The organism is Hydrogenophaga sp. IBVHS1 (genome assembly GCF_002127265.1).
Taxonomy (GTDB): domain Bacteria; phylum Pseudomonadota; class Gammaproteobacteria; order Burkholderiales; family Burkholderiaceae_C; genus Hydrogenophaga.
Genome location: NZ_NFUU01000003.1, coordinates 226,373 through 243,178, shown reverse-complemented (window position 1 = coordinate 243,178; position 16,806 = coordinate 226,373). Strand labels below are relative to the sequence as shown.

At 65.3% G+C, this 16,806-nt stretch carries 15 protein-coding genes; 1 reads left to right on the top strand and 14 read right to left on the bottom strand.

What is annotated here, in order from left to right; genetic code table 11:
- Nucleotides 1-2 precede the first annotated feature (2 nt).
- The 13 genes from CAP37_RS19055 to wbaP are packed head-to-tail and all read right to left on the bottom strand — an operon-like array spanning nt 3 to nt 14,693.
- Nucleotides 3-974 (bottom strand): glycosyltransferase family 2 protein, encoded by a 972-nt coding sequence (locus CAP37_RS19055; RefSeq protein WP_086125908.1) that lies wholly within the window; start codon nt 972-974, stop codon nt 3-5.
- Nucleotides 975-984: 10 nt separating this feature from the next.
- Nucleotides 985-1,938: a nitroreductase family protein gene (locus CAP37_RS19050; protein WP_086125906.1), complete on the bottom strand. Its 954-nt coding sequence runs from the start codon at nt 1,936-1,938 to the stop codon at nt 985-987.
- Nucleotides 1,931-2,503 carry a putative colanic acid biosynthesis acetyltransferase gene (locus tag CAP37_RS19045; protein WP_086125903.1) on the bottom strand — a complete coding sequence of 191 codons (573 nt, stop codon included), beginning with the start codon at nt 2,501-2,503 and terminating at the stop codon, nt 1,931-1,933. Before CAP37_RS19045 ends, CAP37_RS19050 begins: the two co-directional genes overlap by 8 nt.
- Nucleotides 2,500-3,648, bottom strand: a complete 1,149-nt coding sequence (locus tag CAP37_RS19040; RefSeq protein ID WP_179190289.1) for a polysaccharide pyruvyl transferase family protein — start codon at nt 3,646-3,648, stop codon at nt 2,500-2,502. The genes CAP37_RS19045 and CAP37_RS19040 overlap by 4 nt, the downstream gene beginning before the upstream one ends.
- Nucleotides 3,645-4,775, bottom strand: coding sequence for a glycosyltransferase (locus CAP37_RS19035; RefSeq protein ID WP_086125897.1), 1,131 nt, complete (start codon nt 4,773-4,775; stop codon nt 3,645-3,647). The genes CAP37_RS19040 and CAP37_RS19035 overlap by 4 nt, the downstream gene beginning before the upstream one ends.
- Before the next feature lie 25 nt (nt 4,776-4,800).
- Entirely contained in the window at nt 4,801-5,787 is a 987-nt protein-coding gene (locus tag CAP37_RS19030) for an acyltransferase (protein ID WP_086125894.1), read from the bottom strand.
- 1 nt (nt 5,788) lies between these two features.
- A complete protein-coding gene (locus CAP37_RS19025; protein WP_086125892.1) occupies nt 5,789-7,057 on the bottom strand; it encodes an O-antigen ligase family protein in 1,269 nt (422 codons plus the stop codon).
- Nucleotides 7,045-7,986 carry an aldo/keto reductase gene (locus tag CAP37_RS19020; protein ID WP_218776884.1) on the bottom strand — a complete coding sequence of 314 codons (942 nt, stop codon included), beginning with the start codon at nt 7,984-7,986 and terminating at the stop codon, nt 7,045-7,047. The genes CAP37_RS19025 and CAP37_RS19020 overlap by 13 nt, the downstream gene beginning before the upstream one ends.
- A gap of 2 nt (nt 7,987-7,988) precedes the next feature.
- A complete protein-coding gene (locus CAP37_RS19015; protein ID WP_179190288.1) occupies nt 7,989-9,584 on the bottom strand; it encodes a GMC oxidoreductase in 1,596 nt (531 codons plus the stop codon).
- Nucleotides 9,581-10,903 carry a lipopolysaccharide biosynthesis protein gene (locus CAP37_RS21770; RefSeq protein WP_179190287.1) on the bottom strand — a complete coding sequence of 441 codons (1,323 nt, stop codon included), beginning with the start codon at nt 10,901-10,903 and terminating at the stop codon, nt 9,581-9,583. The genes CAP37_RS19015 and CAP37_RS21770 overlap by 4 nt, the downstream gene beginning before the upstream one ends.
- A gap of 16 nt (nt 10,904-10,919) precedes the next feature.
- Complete coding sequence (gmd, locus tag CAP37_RS19005; RefSeq protein WP_086125881.1) at nt 10,920-12,071, bottom strand: GDP-mannose 4,6-dehydratase; 1,152 nt, start codon at nt 12,069-12,071, stop codon at nt 10,920-10,922.
- Between the two features lie 10 nt (nt 12,072-12,081).
- A complete protein-coding gene (locus CAP37_RS19000; protein ID WP_086125879.1) occupies nt 12,082-13,095 on the bottom strand; it encodes a GDP-L-fucose synthase in 1,014 nt (337 codons plus the stop codon).
- Nucleotides 13,096-13,118: 23 nt separating this feature from the next.
- Nucleotides 13,119-14,693 (bottom strand): undecaprenyl-phosphate galactose phosphotransferase WbaP, encoded by a 1,575-nt coding sequence (gene wbaP, locus CAP37_RS18995; protein ID WP_179190286.1) that lies wholly within the window; start codon nt 14,691-14,693, stop codon nt 13,119-13,121.
- A 349-nt stretch (nt 14,694-15,042) separates the two neighbouring features.
- Here wbaP and CAP37_RS18990 point away from each other — a divergent pair, with 349 nt between their 5' ends.
- On the top strand, nt 15,043-16,071 hold the full coding sequence (locus CAP37_RS18990; RefSeq protein WP_086125873.1) for an IS630 family transposase: 1,029 nt from the start codon (nt 15,043-15,045) through the stop codon (nt 16,069-16,071).
- Between the two features lie 121 nt (nt 16,072-16,192).
- Here the strand turns inward: CAP37_RS18990 and CAP37_RS18985 are convergent, their stop codons facing one another.
- Nucleotides 16,193-16,678: a hypothetical protein gene (locus tag CAP37_RS18985; protein ID WP_086125870.1), complete on the bottom strand. Its 486-nt coding sequence runs from the start codon at nt 16,676-16,678 to the stop codon at nt 16,193-16,195.
- Between the last annotated feature and the right edge of the window lie 128 nt (nt 16,679-16,806).

The window sequence follows — 16,806 nt, the reverse complement described above, 5'->3', positions numbered from 1 at the left end:
CTTCAGAGTCGGGGTGCGAGCTGGTTGTCGCGGACAGCCGGGGTCGCCACGGCTTCGCTCAGCGGCACCAGCTTGTGCCCGGTCAGCCGGCTCAACTCGGCACAGATGGCGGCCTTGTCGCGCAGTGGGGCCACGGCGCGCTCCAGCTCCATGACCTTCGCGCCCACCAGAAAGCGGTACCAGTAGCCCTGCAGGAAGTGGTAGACCAGCCCGCTGCGGCCATCCAGAAAACCCAGCTGGAAAAAGTAGCGCCACAGGAAATACAGGAGCGCACTGAGCGTGAACGGCAGGCGGTTGTAAAGGCGCTCCTTGACCCAGCGCTTGAACGAAGCCTGAAACGAAGCGCTGCGGGCATTGAGTGCGTCGTCCCGGGCGAACAGCCCCAGCCGCTGGTTCAGCACTTCGATCGCCTCGCGCGTGGCGTACTGGTTGTGCTTGCTCGTGAAATAGCTCAGGTCGTTGAGGTTGTGGTCGGCAAAGCCGCCGTTGAAGGTGACGGTGCGCCCACCAGAAACCACCATGTGCTCGTCCATCCAGCGGTCTTCGACGCGGCCCTGCCCGCGGCGCCACAGGCGCAGCATCACGAGTGGAAAGCGCCCGCCGTGGCGCACCCACCGGTCCATGAAGATGTGCTTGCGCTGGAGATTGACGCCCGCCACGTCGCGCGGCAGCCGGGGCAATTCCTCGGCGATCTCGCGGGCGAGATCGGGCTCGATGATCTCGTCCGCATCCAGGCGAAGCACCCACTCGCCGCGGATGTCGAGGTGGTCGAGCGCCCATTGCAGCTGCCTGGCCTGGTTGATGAACGCGTGGGTGTGAATCTCGGCACCCAGGTCTCTGGCGATGTCGGTGGTGTCATCGCTGGAGCCGGAGTCGACCACGCAGATCTGGTCCGCGAACGCCTTGATGGACAGGATGGCCCGTGCGATGTGGCGCGACTCGTTGTAGGTCAGGATGATCGCCGTGATGCTCATGGTGATCTCCTCAGTGAACGGTCACGATTTCAGCCGCGGGCCGTCGCGGCGAAAAGGCCACCGTCGTTTCGGGCGCGACGGGTTCACCGAAGGCGATCATCATGATGAGTCGCTCGCCCGCAGGAATGCCGCCCACGCGGCGGATCGCCGATTCGGTCTTGTGGTCGATGGCCAGGTTGAGCGGACAGGCGCCCCAGCCCATCGATCGGCAGGCCAGCAGCAGGCACATGGCGAACAGCGCGCCGTCGACATACCCCTGGTTGCGTTGGCCGGGGCCACCCCAGGCGCAGATCTCCGAACTCACCACGAACAGGTTGCCCACCGATTCCGAAAAGCCGCGAGAGCCTCCTTGCAGCGCGAGCAGTTCCTTGATCAGAGCGGGATCCCGATAGGTGTGCACGCGGCTGGACTGGCGGTTGCACTGAGAAGGCGCCATCTGTGCGAGCGAGATCGCTTCAACGATCCGGTCGGGGTCGATCGGCGAGGAGCGCAGCGTGCGCACGCTCGAGCGGCTGGCGATGAGGTGCTGCAGGCTGCCGGGCGGCTGGGTCTGGAACGAGTAGTCCCGGGTGCCGCCTTTCCAGGGCTTCGGCAGCCGCGCTTCCCAGCCTTTCAGGTAACCCGTGATCTCGTCGAGAAAGGGATCGGACATGCCGGCCCGCGCATGAAAGTTCACGTAGGCGTCCAACGCGCCCAGCGACATGTGGGCAGGCACCGGCGAGTGCTGGAGGTCGTAGCGCGACAGCGCGGCCATGACGAAGCGGATCTTGTCCTTGCCGAACAGCATCTTCGGATGCCGCAGCGAAAGTCCCTTCTCGATCGTGTGGGCCTCGATGATGATTTTGTAGAACGCGCGTTTGGACTTGTCCGCGAACGGCGAGTAGGAGTTGAAGCGCAGGAACAGCACGGCGTCGCGCATGGCTTCGCTGAAGATGCCTGCCACCTTGACGAGCTTGTTAAGCATGGCGCTCCCTCACCACACGGTCCTTGATCTTTTGACAAGGGTGTCCAGCGCAGACCGACCAGGCGGGCATTTCGTGGAGCACCACCGAGCGCGCCCCGATGACGGCGCCTTCCCGGATCACCACGTTCGGATGGACAAAACTCTCGGCGGCGATCCACACGTGGTCCTCGATCACGATGGGGCCGGTGACCAGTGGCCGGGCCAGTGAACGGATGTCGTGCGAACCGGTGCACAGGAAAGTTCGCTGACTCACGGCGACCTTGGAGCCGATGGTGATGCGGTCCATGCTGTAACAGTCCACGCCATCACCCAGCACGGAGAACTCGCCCATGGCAAGGTTCCAGGGCGCCCACACGCGGCACGACGGTGCGACGCGGCAACCGGTGCCCAGCTGGGCGCCAAACGCGCGCAGCAGGAAGCGCCGCCAGCCGTGCAGCGCCCAGCGGGGCGTGGTCCGGAAAGCCAGCAGCCACACCACCTCCCACGCCAGCCGCCGCAGCTTGGAGGCGGCGGTGAACCGGTTGCGGTACTGCAGCGAACTGAAGTCCATCGCCGAATCGCTCATGGGAAGACCGCCTTCAATTGCGAACTCAGGAACGCATTGCCAGCCTGCCGAAGCTCCGCCAGTCTCGCGTCCACCGCAGCCCAGTCGATCTCGCTGGCCATCAGTGCCTCCACGTTCTGCGCCGAGAACGACGGCGCGAAACGGTTCTCCAGCCCCACGGCGCGCAGCAGGTGGGTGGCGCGGGCATTGGCGGCGGCTTTTTCGCCCGTCAGCCCGGCCACGATGAAAGGCTTGCGCAACAACAGCGCGAACACCGTGCCATGGAAGGAATTGGTCACCACGAAACGCGAGTTCTTCACCAGAGAGACCCACTCGCCGGGATCGGGATACACGGTGGTGCCGATCTCCGACCAGCGCCGGTGCGGGTTGTGCGGCGAGAGGACCGGGCAATTCAGCTGCTTCGACACGACGTCGGCGGTCTGCCGGATGTTGTCGGGCGAACGCAGCCCGTAGCAGAAGATGTAAGGGTCGCCAGGTGCGGACGTTGCGCCTTCGGTCAGCTCCGGGTAGTGGCTGTGCAGCAGCGTCGGATCCGGCACGTTGGCAGGCCGATGCCCCGTGGCCCGTTCCACCAGTGTGATGCCCGAGGCTTCGCGCACCGAAATGGCATCGAAGTTGCGCAACAAGCGGGGCAGCTGCGCGGCCTCTGCCGTGGACACACGGTCTCTGCCGAAACTGGCGGCGTAAGAGATCTTTCTGGCCGGGAACGCATGGGCGAAGGACAGAAAGTAGTTCGGATCGAAACCGAAATGCTGGGATGGACTCCAGATCTGGTCGCTGCCCGCCACGATCAGGTCGTAGGCCTGCGCCGCGGCGAGCGATGCACCGTTGTCCGTGGGTGCGGCGTCGCTCCGCACACCCAGAAAATGTTCCCTGAACCGGACGAACTTTTCTTTCTGGCCCCGGTGACCGAAGTGCTGGTGGATGAACGAAGACACCGCCAGGTACACCACCTTCAGATTGGCCTTGATCTTCGCCGGCGACGTGGGCGCGCTGAGCCGGCCACCGTGCTCGATGTGCGCGGGCCGGTAGTCGATGAAGCTGGCGTGGTGGCCCTGCTCCGTCAACCAGCGGCGCAAGGCATGGGCCTGCAGCGCGGCACCGTAGTTGTCGCTGAAGTGGAAAGTGAGAATGCCGACGTTCATTTTTTCAGCATCTTTTGAGAAGTGGGCACGCCATGCGGCTGCGGGGTGGGTTGACAGGTGGCGAGCAATCGCCGGGTGTTGCGCTGAAAGCGTGCGGCCACCGCCACGCCGCCCAGCCGGAGCGATTCCGCGCTGGCCAGTTCTGCCCGGTTCCATTGGAAATCTTCGAAGAAGCTGTGCAGGCGCTGCAGCAGGGCGTCGGCGTCGTCGGCCTCGAACACGTAGCCGTTGTGTCCGTTTTCGATCACGTCGCTGGCTCCGCAGCGGTCGCTGCAGATCACCGGCGTGCCCACCATCAGGGCTTCATTGACGACCGCGCCCCAGCCGTCGAAACGGCTCGGCAGCACCAGCACGTCGGCGGCGGCCATGGCCTGCAGGATCCTGGCGTTGGGCAGCGCCTGCGAGAAACTGACCCGCCCGGCAATGCCGAGCTCGCTGGCCAGCTGCCGGAGGTTCTGCTCTTCTTCGCCTCCGCCGATGATGCGAAGGTGGGCCGATGGCAGCGCGAGCTGGCTGAACGCCTTCAGCAGCAGGTCGACCCGCTTGCGCGCGATCAGCTGGCCCACGTACAGGATCTCCTTGTGGTCGCGCTGCACGGGCAGGTGCTGCACGGGCTTGCTGTCCACCACGTGCAGGAAGGGCACGATGCGATCCCTGGGGTAACCGCAGGACGAGAAGAACCGTTCGCCGCCGTAGCGACCGGAATGACCGATGCAGAACACACCGCTCAGATGGCGCCGATAGCGCAGTGCGTCCCAGGTGTAGAGCAGCCAGCGGGGCCACAACCGCGCGCCCGCCTCGTAGCGGTTTTCCGTCATCAGGAAGCGGTGCACCGGAGCACCCAGGCTGGCCTTGAAGGCGCAGAGCGGCAGCGCGAAACCGCGCAGGCCGAAGAAGACCTGCACCGAGTCGGGCAGCGTGGCCAGTTCGGCGATCTGCTCGGGCGAGGGCGCCGCGTGCACCTGAACCTTGCCGGTGTCGGGCAGCGGGTAGCCGCGGTCGCGGTAGTAGGCGGGCAGGTCCTGGGTCACACACCAGTGCACAGTGTTGCCGGGATGGTTCGCCAGCTCGCGGATGTAGGCGGCCTGGTGGAACATCAGGTAGGAGTGCCAGAAGACGAAGGTCATGTGGGGGTCCAGCGGATTCGGTGGGTCAGGCCGTTGCGGGGTGGAGCAATCGCGATGCGCCTGCGGTCATGCGGGTGGACAGCCATCGCGTCACCACCGAAAAAATCACCAGGGGCACCAACGCGAGGAACAGGAGAACGGCATACCCGAAGTCGTAGTTCTGCGCTTCCAGCCAATGGATCCACGCGGTCTGGGTCAGATAGATCTCAAGCGTCAATCCGCCCAGCAGCGCGATGGCGGGGAACAGCGGTGTGGCCCGCAGGGGCCGGAGCACCGATTCAGATGCAAAGAGATGAAAGCTGAAGTAGACGATGGGGTACAGCAGGACATGGAACACGAACTGCAGGTGGCCCAGGTCGTAGCGGAACACCGTGAGCTTGGTGACCAGGAACAACAGCAACGAGATCAGCAAAGAAGCGATGGTGAAGAGGCTGGCTCTGGGCGTCATCTGCAGGCGCGCGACCAGGCAGCCCAGCAGGGTGATGCCGAAGTAATTGATCCACTTGAAATAGTCGTCGCCCTCAACAACGAACGTCGACAGGTCCAGCTGGCTGTAGAAGAAGGCGTACGGAATGAGCAGCAGCGCCATGGCCGTAGCGATGCCAGCGGGTTTGAGTCGCGCCAGATAGAAGATGGGCACGTAGAACGCCATCACGGCCGAGATGAACCAGAACGGTGTCGGCCAGACAAAGATCTTCGCGAGGTCGGCGATGCCTGTGATGCGGATCATGCCGATGGCAAGCATGGCGCAGGCAACGATGAGCACCGCGGGGTACAGGCGCAGGACACGTTTCTCGAGGTAGTCCAGCAGCGACGGCGCGGAGGCGTCCTTGCCGGCGCCGTTCAGGCTCATCGCCAGGCCAAAGCCCGACAGAAAGAAGAACAGGGAATTGCCGATGGCGCCGCCCGTGGCAATGCGTTTGTCTGGCACGAAGGCATCCAGGTGCGACAGGGTGATCAATGCGGTCGCAATGAACAGCATCAGCGTGGTGTCTGTTTGTCTGCGTGTCATATCAAGCTCCGATCCGGGTGGTCCGAGGGATGTTCAGAGAAGAGAAGGTCTCGCGCCTGACCGGCAAAGTGCGGTGGACTCGGCCGAGGTTGAGCTGCAGGGTCAACACGAGAATCCACAGCGAATAGGGATTGCCCACACCGATCAGGTAACGGTTGAAGATGGACTGGGCCAGGATGAAGACCAGCATCAGCCCCGCCATGAACAGCTGGTACCGGTGCTGGCCCGGCTGCAGGCCTTGCTGGAGCGCGCGCCAGGCGGTGACGACGAACGCCAGCACGATCAGCGAGCCGAAGAACAGCCCGTGTTCCAGTGCCAGGTTGATGTATGAACTTTCGACCGGAAATCCAATGACCTCGGGCAGCGCCGAGCGGATGCCCCGGCCGGTGAAAAGCAGCACGGCGTCGGAGAACACCAGCTCGATGCCGGCGCGCCAGATATCGGTGCGCCCCGTGGCGCCGGAGTCCACACCGCGGGTGGGCGAGTCGAGGTCGAGGATGAGCGACAGGTACTCTTTGATGTCCGCCCGCTTGAAGAAAATGACCATCACGCCGATCAACGCAACCAGCACCAGGCTCACGCGCGAACGGCGGGAGCCGCGCAAGGCGATGAGGCTGATGCCGGTCAATCCGGCGGCGGCCAGCGCCAGCATGCCGGCGCGTGCCGATGCGGCCAGCAACACGCAGAGGCACAGCACCACCATGGCCATTGCAAAAGCTTTTTCGGTCCTTCTGTGCGTGGCCAGATAGCGCTGAAAGAACAGCAGCGCACCACCGCCGTACACCAGCCCGCTCAGGTTGGGGTGCATGCCCAGCGGCTGGTAGCGAACCAGTCCGAGGCCGTATTCCACACTGCCCGAGAGCGAGGCGAACCAGGCCGGGGACTCCAGGGCGAGCACTGTGCCGATGAGCGCCACGTAGGCCCACCGGAACACGGCGACCAGCTCGGCCGCACCCCGGTGCCGAACCAGAAATGCAACGGCCGTGAGCACCAGAAGCAACATGGCACCGTACATCGTCGACAGCACGTTGCCGGTCACCCAGGCCACCAGCATGGCAAACAGGAAGGCGGTGGCGAACATCCATTCGACCAGGCTGGGCCGAATGCGCAGGGTGCCGCCAGACAGCGCGGCAAAGAAGCCGGCCATGAGCAGCAGGCTGATGGCCCCCATCTGGGAAGCCTGCAGCGCCGGGCCTTCGTAGTACCACCCCGTCAGGTAGATGGAGCCGCCCAGAAACCAGCGCGACAACTGTGTGTTCAGGCCGCGCATAGGTCACCTGTCTGCGCGAGGGCCGCGTGAAGGGTCTGCATCGCAGGCCGCCACCGGGCCGAGCCTGTGACGTGCCGGATGTGTTGAAGCGTGGTGACCAGGCGCTGCGGCTGGTTGGTGGAGAACAGCAGGCGGTTGGGGCACCGGGCCAGTGCGTAGGCCAGGGCCAGGGTGCCGGTGGCTGCGGCCGGGTCTGTGCCCGCGGGCAGCAGGCTGGCCAGCTCGTCTGTGAGCTGGCTGTCACGTTCCATTTGCCGTGAGATGGCCGGTGCAATGAAGCGGAACGCACCGTGCAGAACATCGGTGGGCGCGTCAGGCATGTCGTCGGTGCCGGGCACCGGGCAGCGGTATTGCAGCACCGCACCAAAGCGCACGAGGTCGCCCAATGGTCCTCCCGTCGAGGAGCCATAGGCCACCAGCTGGCCTTGGGCGACGTAGCGGTCGAACAGCGGCTTCAGGGGAGCCAGCGTGTCATGGGGTTGCGCCTCGTGCAGCAGCAGGCCATCCACCCGGTCACGTTGCAGCAAGCGCAGGCTGGTCTCGAACGATCGGGCGATGGAGTCCGGGTTGAAACTGGCCGGCGTGGCGCGCTGCGCCAGGCCCTGCAGCACCGCCCGGCGCAGGCCGGGGATGTGGTTGGCCAGCGGCTTGACGATCGCCCGCGCCGTCTGCATGAGGCCGGGCGATGAAGGCCGGGCGAGCCCCGCCTTGGTGAACACCGTGACGACCTCCTGCCGGCCCTTGAGGGCTTCGCCCAGCACGGATTCGGACGTGCCCAGGCCGTAGGGTGGCGCGGTGTCGAAGTGTCGAATGCCCAGGTCCAGCGCCGCATGCACGAGCCGCAGGGCGTGGGCCTTTTCAGCGCCCCCCTTCAGACGGCCGCAGCCAAAGCCCAGCCGCTGGGCAATGAAGTCGGTGGGTTGGTCCATCTTCATGCGTGGGCCGGTTCAAGGTGAAGCCGATCGGCGAGCCGCGCGGTCAGCGCCAGCGCGGTGAACGTGGGGTTGGCGTAGCTGGAGGTGCGGAACACGGCGGCACCGGCGACATACAGGTTGCTGGTGCCGAACACGCGCAGCTCGCTGTCGACCACGCCGTCGCGCGCGTGGTGTCCCATGCGGGTACCACCGCACTGGTGGTAGGTGTCGGTGGCGCGGTCCAGCGCGTGAGCGTCTTCGGCGTCGAGCAGCGCATCGATCTCCACGCGGGCCAGCCCGGCCGCCTGCAGGCTCTCACCGACACGGCGCACAAAGGCGGCCATGGCCCGCACCTCGGGCTGGCCGCCAATGCGCCAGTCCAGCGTGGCCAGTGGCATGCCGAAGCGGTCCCTGCGCTCGGGGTCGAGCGTGATGCGGCTGTCCTGGCGCGGCAGCTGTTCGGCATGCATGACCAGCCAGACACCGCGGTCGGCCGGGTTGTAGATGCGGTGATGCCGCAGGTACTGCACGATCATCGGCACCCAGGCGCTGCCCATGCCACGGACGTGGCGCAGCATGTCGCCCATGCCCTGGTGCGACAGCCCGCCGCGCCGCAGCGACTTGACCATCACCTTCAGGTGCTGCAGATGCTCGCTGATGCTGGACTCGAACGCGAAGTAGCCGGTGACGTTGAGCGCTGCATCGGCGCCGACGGTCCCCGCGTCGGTGTTCAGCCGCAGCTTGGGCTGGTACTTGTGGCCCCCCAGCACGATGTTCTGGAAAGTGCGCAGGAAGCGGGGCTTGTCCAGCAGGTGCACCCGGCCGCCACGCATTTCGAGGTGGTCCTGAAAGCCCGCGCCCACCCACGGGTTGCCGGCCCAGGGAGCCTGTGGCTGTTCGGCCGCACAGGCAAGCATCAGGCGGGCGATTTCGATGGTGCCGTTGGCCAGCACGAAACGCTCACCGCGGATGGCTGTGGCGGTGCCGTCGGGCAGCGCCACACGCACGGCCAGCACGCGGCTGCCGTCCGGCGCCAGGTCCAGGCCGGTGGCGTGCGCATGCAGCAGCACGGTGAGCCCGGGCGCGTTCTGCAGGCGTTCATGGAAGTACCGCGCCAGCGCCGGCTCTTTGAGCCAGCGGGTGAGGAACAGGGTGAAGCCGGGAATATCGGGGTACTGGTCGCCGAAGAGTTTGTGTGCCTGCGGCGTGCCTTCATCGAGCACATCGGCCAGGCGAAGCTCTCGGGCCACGGCTTCGTACCAGGGCTGCAGATCGTCGAAGTCGATCGGCCAGGGCGCATCGGACACGCCCGGGCGTGCCTCGAAATCGGAGCGGATGAAGCCGGTGAGCTGGCCCCCCCAGAGGTTGGAGGTGCCACCCAGTGCGCGTCCCCGGGCCACGGAAATGCCGCTGTGGGCCCTGCCGATGACGGTCGCGTCGTTGAGTTCCTGCGCGGGCGCTTCAAAGCTGCCACCACCGGTTTCCAGCACCAGCACGCGCTGGCCCTGGCGCTCCAGCAGCACCGCCAGCAACAGGGCCACCGTGCCACCACCGACGATGACGACATCATTCGGCGTGTCGGGTGGAGCGGTGTGGTTCAGGTCGACGATCATGCGGCGGCCCTCGCGCTTCGCAGGTGGCGCACCGCGCGTGTGGCGGTGAACCAGACCAGCGCCTCGCCCAGCAACATGGCGCCCACCACGCCGGTCATGCCGGTGTGGTCCCAGACCAGCCATGCCACCAGCAGCGCCACCACGGCGGCGGCCAGGCTCTGCCAGGCCAGACCGGCATGGCGGTTGATCGACATGAGCACGACGCGCGGAACCTGGGTGGCCGAGCACACGGCGGCGTAGAGCAGGAACAGCGCCATGCCGGTGGCGGCAAAGGGAATCTGGCCGTGGGTCCAGATGTGCAGCAACCAGGGAGAGATCAGGTACACCAGCAACGCACCCGCGGCGGCCATCAGCAGGCCCAGGCGGTTGGCCCGGCGGTAGAGCTTCCAGAAGGCGCTGTCGTTCTGGTGCCCCTTGAGCGCGGTGAGTTCCGGCCAGAGCGGGTTGCTGAGGGCGCTGGTGAGCTGCACCACGGTCCGGGCGAGGGTGCGGTAGGTGTTGAACACGGCGGTGGCGGCGGGGCCAAGCGTGGCGGCCACCAGCAAGGTGAAGCCTTGCAGGCTCAGCGCGTTGGTCAGCGTGAGCGAGAGGAACAGCATGCCCGGCTTCGCGGCCTGCCTGATATCGGCCAGGCTGGCACGCTGCACGCCCCAGCGCAGAAAGTCGGTGCGCTGCTGGCTCAACCAGATGCAGAGCAGCGTGTAGCCCAGGCGCGCCAGCAGCGCCGAGGCGGCGACCCCGATGAAACTCTGCGTGAGCACCAGACCCGTGATGCCGCCCAACCATTCGGCCAGGCGGCCGGTGGTGACCAGGTAGGTGCCCGCTGCGTAGCCGCCGGTGGCCTTGTAGATGACCTCGGCCAGGCTGCAGAACAGGCCGAGCACCACGCTGAAGGACAGCAGCATGATCACGGTTTTCCAGTGCGGAGCCTGCAGCGTGGTGGCAGGCAGCAGCAGCAGGGCAACGCCCACAATGAGCAGCACCAGCAGCGAGATGGACAACAGGAACGCCACCGCGCTCTGGAACACCTCGGCCGCCCGCGCTTTCTGGCCCTGTGCAATCAGGCCGATCATCTGGTTGCTCGAGGCAGTGGAGATGCCCGCGTCGGCCAGCGACAGGTAGAAGGGAAGCGCCGTCAGCGCCAGCCAGTAGCCGTAGGTGGCCATGTCCCAGTGGTGCAGGAAGAGCGGCAGCGACACCAGTTGCGTGCCGATGCTGACCCCCTGCGCATAGCCGTAGGCACCCGCCCCCGTGGCGATGCGCCGCGCGATGGACGACGCGCCGACAGCCGGTGTGCGCAAGGGGTGAGGGACAGACATCGGGAAGATCCGTGGTTCAGTGTTCGCTGGACACCGCCATCGGGTAGCCGTGGTTCTTGAGCAAGGCGTGGCGCTGTGCGTCGTTCAGGTCGGCGCTCGCCATTTCGGTCACCATTTCCTGCAACGCGATTCGCGGCACCCAGCCCAGCTTGTTCTTGGCCCTGGAAGGGTCGCCCAGCAGGGTTTCCACTTCGGTCGGGCGGAAGTAGCGCGGATCCACCTTCACGATCACGTCGCCTGGCTGGAGCGCCGGGGCCTTGTCGCCCTCGACGGCTTCCACGATGGCCCGCTCCTCCACGCCTTCGCCCTCAAAGCGCAGGGTGAGGCCCAGCTCCTTGGCGGCCATGTCGATGAACTGGCGCACGCTGTACTGCACACCGGTGGCGATGACGAAGTCTTCGGGCTTCTGCTGCTGCAGCATCAGCCACTGCATGCGCACGTAGTCTTTGGCGTGGCCCCAGTCGCGCAGCGAATCGAGGTTGCCCATGTAGAGGCAGTCCTGCAGGCCCTGCGCGATGTTGGCCAGGCCGCGCGTGATCTTGCGGGTGACGAACGTTTCACCCCGGCGTGGCGATTCGTGGTTGAACAGGATGCCGTTGCAGGCGTACATGCCGTAGGCCTCGCGGTAGTTCACGACGATCCAGTACGCGTAGAGCTTGGCCACGGCGTAGGGGCTGCGCGGGTAGAAGGGCGTGGTTTCCTTCTGCGGCGTTTCCTGCACCAGACCGTACAGCTCGGAGGTGCTGGCCTGGTAGAAGCGGGTCTTCTTCTCCATCCCGAGAATGCGGATGGCCTCCAGCAGGCGCAACGCGCCCAGGCCATCGACATCGGCTGTGTATTCAGGGCTCTCGAAGCTCACCGCCACATGGCTTTGTGCTCCCAGGTTGTAGATCTCGTCGGGCTGGGTTTCCTGCACGATGCGGATCAGGTTGCTGGTGTCGCTCAGGTCGCCGTAGTGCAGGTGGAAGCGTGCGTTGTCGATGTGTGGGTCCTCGTAGAAGTGATCCACGCGCTGCGTGTTGAACTGGCTGCTGCGGCGCTTGATGCCGTGCACGATGTAGCCCTTCTCGAGCAGCAGCTCCGCGAGGTACGAACCGTCCTGGCCGGTGATGCCGGTGATGAGCGCTACCTTGGGCCAGGCCTTGAAATAGGGGGGGTTCTTGGTCATGGTTCGTTCCTCACTGAGTGGTGGATGGGCGAAAGGCGGAAAGGGGGGTGGGGGGCGAGTGCGCCAGGAAGTCCTGGTAGGTGAGTTCCAGTCCTCGGTGCAGATCGACCTTGGCGTGCCAGCCCAGGCTTTGCAGGCGGCTGCTGTCCATGAGCTTGCGGGGCGTGCCGTCGGGCTTGCTGGCGTCAAAGCGGATCTCGCCGGTGAAGCCGGTGGCGCGGGCGACGCTGTGGGCCAGATCGGCGATGGTCACGTCGGGCCAGTAGCCCACGTTGATGTGGCTGACCATGGGCTGGGCGTGCAGCTGGTAGACGGCGTTGGGCAGGTTCATCACGTGCACGCAGGCGGCAGCCATGTCCTCCACATACAGAAATTCACGCATTGGCGTGCCGCTGCCCCAGATCGCGACCTCTGGCAATCCGGACACCTTGGCTTCGTGGAAGCGGCGGATCAGCGCAGGAATGACGTGGCTGTTTTCAGGGTGGTAGTTGTCGCCCGGTCCGTAGAGGTTGGTGGGCATGACGCTGCGGTAGTCGACGCCGTGGCTGGCGCCGAATTGCCGGTTGTAGCTTTCGCAGAGCTTGATGCCGGCGATCTTGGCCACCGCATAAGGCTCGTTGGTGGCTTCGAGCGGCCCGGTGAGCAGCGCCTGTTCGCTCATGGGCTGCTCGGCGAGCCGCGGATAGATGCAGCTGGACCCGAGGAACAGGAGCTTGCGCACGCCGTTGCAGAACGCGGCTTCGATCACGTTGGCCTCGATCATCAGGTTCTGGTAGATGAAGTCGGCAGGGAAGACGTGGTTGGCATGAATGCCGCCCACCTTGGCCGCGGCGAGGTACACCTGCTGCGGTCTGGTGTGTGCAAAGAAGGCGCGCACGGCCGCCTGGTCGGTCAGGTCGAGTTCAGCGCGGGTGCGGGTGACGATGTGGTCGGCGGGATGGCCGGCAGCGAGCAGCTGGCGCACGATGGCCGAGCCAACCATGCCGCGATGGCCTGCCACGTAGATGGTTTCAGGTGTGTTCATGGGAGGGACGTGGGTGGGTTGAATCAGCAGGCGCCTTCTTGCCTGAACACCACGCGCACGGTGCGAAGCAGGATGACGAGGTCGTACCAGAGCGACCAGTTGCGCACGTACCAGAGGTCCATGTTGATGCGGTGCTGGAACGTGCTGGCGCTGCGCCCGCTGATCTGCCAGAGGCCAGTGATGCCGGGTCGCGCCTTGCCGTAAGCGGCGATGCTTTTGCCGTACTCGCCCAGCTCGCGGGCCAGCAGTGGGCGCGGACCGACCAGACTCATGTCGCCCCGCAGGACGTTGATGAGCTGGGGCAACTCGTCGATGCTGGTGCGCCGGATGAAGTGACCGATCTTCGTGATGCGAGGGTCCTGCGCGAGCTTGAAATTGCTGGCGAGGTATTGCACGTAGAGCTTTTCGTTTTCGGTCTTCCAGCGCTCCAGCGCGCCGTCGGCATCCATCACCATGCTGCGGAACTTGAAGAAGTCGAACAGCCGGCCGTCTACCCCCACGCGCTTCTGCACGAACAGGGCGGGGCCGGCGTCTTCACGCCGGATGCGCCATGCGACCCAGGCAAACAATGGGGAGAGCAGCACCAGCAGCACGGTGGCGCCCACGATGTCGAGCGCACGTTTGAGCACTTGCGGGCCGCGGCGGTTGAGGTTGTTGCGGGCGCGCAGCAGCAGCACCTCATGGCTGAAGAAGTGGGAGACCTCCATGCCGTAGATGGGCAGGCCACCGATCGCCGGCACCATGACCAGGTCGTCCCGCGTGAGCATGAGTTCCTGCGCGAGTTCGCGCAGCCAGTTGTTGTCCCGGATGCCGAGCACGCCCACCAGTTGGTGGGGTGCGGGTCGGGCGAGGAACTCGCGCACGCCGGGTGTGAGCGCGGTGGGCGCGGCCACTTGTCCGCCGCCGAGTTCAACCAGCCGCGCGCCCGGGTCTGGGCAGACCACGGCCACAGGCTGGTAGCCCAGCAGCGGCTCGCTCGCCAGCGCGGCGGCGGCTTTTTCAACGTCGTCGGGATGACCGATGAGCACGTAGGGCTGGGTCAGCAGACCGGCACGCAACAGGTAGGTGCGGATGGCCAGCCGTGCCAGCGGCAGACAGATCAGCACCAGACCCCAGGTGGCACCGGTCCACAACCGAGAGAGCGGCCACTTGGCGAGGTAGATGACCATGGCGTCGAGCAGCGCCGCCAGCACAACCACCTGGATCATCTGGCGCGCTTCGTCCCACCAGGGTTTTCGGCGGTGGTCCGCGTAGTGGCCCTGCACGGTCCACATCCAGCTCACCATCGCCAGCGCGATCACAGCGAACAGCGTGGTGCGAAGGTGACCATTGGCGGCCCACCACACGTTCATGGCCTGCGAGAAGTTTGCTTCGTCGCGAAACCATGCAGGCAGGCGCCCGGCGATGAAGCAGAACCCGAGCACGCTCAGGTCGGTCAGCACCAGCCAGGCTTTGACCTCGTTCTGCCGCTGCGCAAGGTTGGCCCACGGAGCGAGACTTCGAGCGAGGTCGTGCTCGTTGTAGAGAGGGACGACGGTGCCCTGCCGGTCTTCAGCCGGCGGGGGTTTCTCCTGCGGGCGGGCGATTGCGGTGCTCATGTCAGCACCTGCCGCCCATGGCGTGAATCGTTGGACAGGCCCCAAGCGGGTGCACGGCATGCACTCGCTTGGCGCGCAGGAATATTTGCTGGTGGTTGAAGCACGACATACATGGACACCCTGATTGAGTTGGTCTTGCGCCGGCATGCGTTCATTCATGCACTGGCGTTTCACCTTTTTTAGGTCACGCACGGCGGCCGCATGTAACGAGCTTTGATTTACTGCACAGGAATTTGCAGGGCATCAATCCACGTATGAGGCCCGGTGTCGAGGCAGCGGAAGGCCTTGCGCCTTAATTGATGGAACTTATCGTTACGCTGCCATTTCGAGCCTTGCGGAAAATGATTCGATGCGAGTGGCAGAGCCGATTGACCTGGATGCGCAAACCGAGCGCGAACTGCGAAAACTGTCCAAGGGGCGGCGGGTGGAGGCCCGCGTGCAGCAACGCGCCAGCGTCATCCTGCTGGCGGCCCAGGGCTGGCAGAACAAGGACATCGCCGATGCGGTCAAGCTCGACCGGCGGCAGGTGGCCATGTGGCGACGGCGGTTTATGGAAGGCGGCGTGCAGGCGTTGCTGCAAGACGCTGTGCGTTCGGGTCGCACGCCCAGCGTGACGCTGTCGGTCGAGTCGCTGATCGTGAGCAGGACGCTGCGCGAGCAACCGGCGGAGGCCGCGCACTGGAGCACGCGCACGCTCGCATCAGAGCTGGGCCTGAGCCCCACAACCATCCGCCGGGTGTGGCAGCGCAACGGCATCCAGCCGCATTTGCAGGAGCCCGTCTCAGGATCTCATCGCCGCTCGCGAGACAGGCCGATCGATATGGTGGGGCTCTACCTGAACCCGCCTGAGCGCGCGCTGGTGCTGACGGGTCTGCCGGCGAAACCCGGACGCGCCAGCACCACGAGCCGCGACCCCCAGCGCAGTGGCCTTGCCATTCTGTTTGCCGCGCTCAACCTGCTGAATGGTGCAAGAACCTCCGTGTTTCAGGCCCGGCATCACCACGAGACCTGGATGAAATTCTTGCGCCTGATCGATCGCAAGACACCCAGGCACCTGCCGTTGCACCTGATTGCCGAAAGCAGCGCAACCCATGAACACCCGGAGGTGCTGGCCTGGCTGGCCAGACACCCGCGCTTTGTCATGCACTTCACGCCCTCCAGTGCGTCCTGGCTGAAGACCGTCACGCGGTTCCTGTCGGCTATTCCGGAGGAGCAAATCGGACGTGACAGCTTCACCGACATGGCCGGACTTCTGCAGGCCATGGCGCAGTACATAGAGAACCGCCCTGAACACCCAAAACCGTTCATCTGGACCGCCAGCGCGTCAGAAGAGGTCGGCGGCGTTACCCGGGCCTCTCCGACGCGTTCAAAACGATAACTTAAGTGCAACTCAAAATGACGCACTGCAGCATAAAACCGGCTCGGGAAGGCTATTAGGCTGTGTGCGATGCTTACATCCGGAAACCCGTTTGGCGCGCTCGTTCCACAGATATGGCGGTTCAGATCGCCGAGATGTCGGTCTGTACTGGCCAGTTCAGAGCGTCGAGGCTGCCGTCGCTGCTGCGAAAGCGGTGCTGAATCAGCACGGTGTAGCGCCCTGGCTGGGCGCCACAGAGGCGGTAGCCGTTGGCCACCAGGCTCAGCTGCATGCCACTTTGTGGGGCGGTTTGCACCTCCCAGGTGCCGATCGGGGCGGCGTCCTGGCGCAGCGACACGCAAAAACCCCGCTTCATGTTCGACACCACCACCAGCCGTTGCAGCGCGCTCGCCTCACCGTCGGCGAAGGTGTCGAGTTGCCTGGGATGGCTGTTTTCCAGCACCTGCATCACCGGGGGAATGACGATGCGGAAGTCCAGAGCGGCGCTGGCCGGGCGCGACGCCCCACCCAGGACGCTCTCGCTCATGCCCGTCGCGGGCGTGAGCAGCCAGCCCACCGCCAGCAGGGCGGCTGACAGGCGGTTTGGGCGGGGCAATAACTTGGACATGCCCAAACTATCGACCCCCGATCCCTCAACTTGAGGGGCTTTTACGGGTCAGTTCAATCGACCGCCTGGCGGAAGCATTCGGTCTGGTGTCGGCTTCTTGTCTGCCGAAGCAGGCAGAACGCCGCTTG

Coding starts and splice junctions, on each gene's coding strand:
- CAP37_RS19055 (WP_086125908.1), bottom strand. CDS start 974: ATGAGCATCACGGCGATCATCCTGACCTACAACGAGTCGCGCCACATC.
- CAP37_RS19050 (WP_086125906.1), bottom strand. CDS start 1,938: ATGCTTAACAAGCTCGTCAAGGTGGCAGGCATCTTCAGCGAAGCCATG.
- CAP37_RS19045 (WP_086125903.1), bottom strand. CDS start 2,503: ATGAGCGATTCGGCGATGGACTTCAGTTCGCTGCAGTACCGCAACCGG.
- CAP37_RS19040 (WP_179190289.1), bottom strand. CDS start 3,648: ATGAACGTCGGCATTCTCACTTTCCACTTCAGCGACAACTACGGTGCC.
- CAP37_RS19035 (WP_086125897.1), bottom strand. CDS start 4,775: ATGACCTTCGTCTTCTGGCACTCCTACCTGATGTTCCACCAGGCCGCC.
- CAP37_RS19030 (WP_086125894.1), bottom strand. CDS start 5,787: ATGACACGCAGACAAACAGACACCACGCTGATGCTGTTCATTGCGACC.
- CAP37_RS19025 (WP_086125892.1), bottom strand. CDS start 7,057: ATGCGCGGCCTGAACACACAGTTGTCGCGCTGGTTTCTGGGCGGCTCC.
- CAP37_RS19020 (WP_218776884.1), bottom strand. CDS start 7,986: ATGGACCAACCCACCGACTTCATTGCCCAGCGGCTGGGCTTTGGCTGC.
- CAP37_RS19015 (WP_179190288.1), bottom strand. CDS start 9,584: ATGATCGTCGACCTGAACCACACCGCTCCACCCGACACGCCGAATGAT.
- CAP37_RS21770 (WP_179190287.1), bottom strand. CDS start 10,903: ATGTCTGTCCCTCACCCCTTGCGCACACCGGCTGTCGGCGCGTCGTCC.
- gmd (WP_086125881.1), bottom strand. CDS start 12,071: ATGACCAAGAACCCCCCCTATTTCAAGGCCTGGCCCAAGGTAGCGCTC.
- CAP37_RS19000 (WP_086125879.1), bottom strand. CDS start 13,095: ATGAACACACCTGAAACCATCTACGTGGCAGGCCATCGCGGCATGGTT.
- wbaP (WP_179190286.1), bottom strand. CDS start 14,693: ATGAGCACCGCAATCGCCCGCCCGCAGGAGAAACCCCCGCCGGCTGAA.
- CAP37_RS18990 (WP_086125873.1), top strand. CDS start 15,043: ATGCGAGTGGCAGAGCCGATTGACCTGGATGCGCAAACCGAGCGCGAA.
- CAP37_RS18985 (WP_086125870.1), bottom strand. CDS start 16,678: ATGTCCAAGTTATTGCCCCGCCCAAACCGCCTGTCAGCCGCCCTGCTG.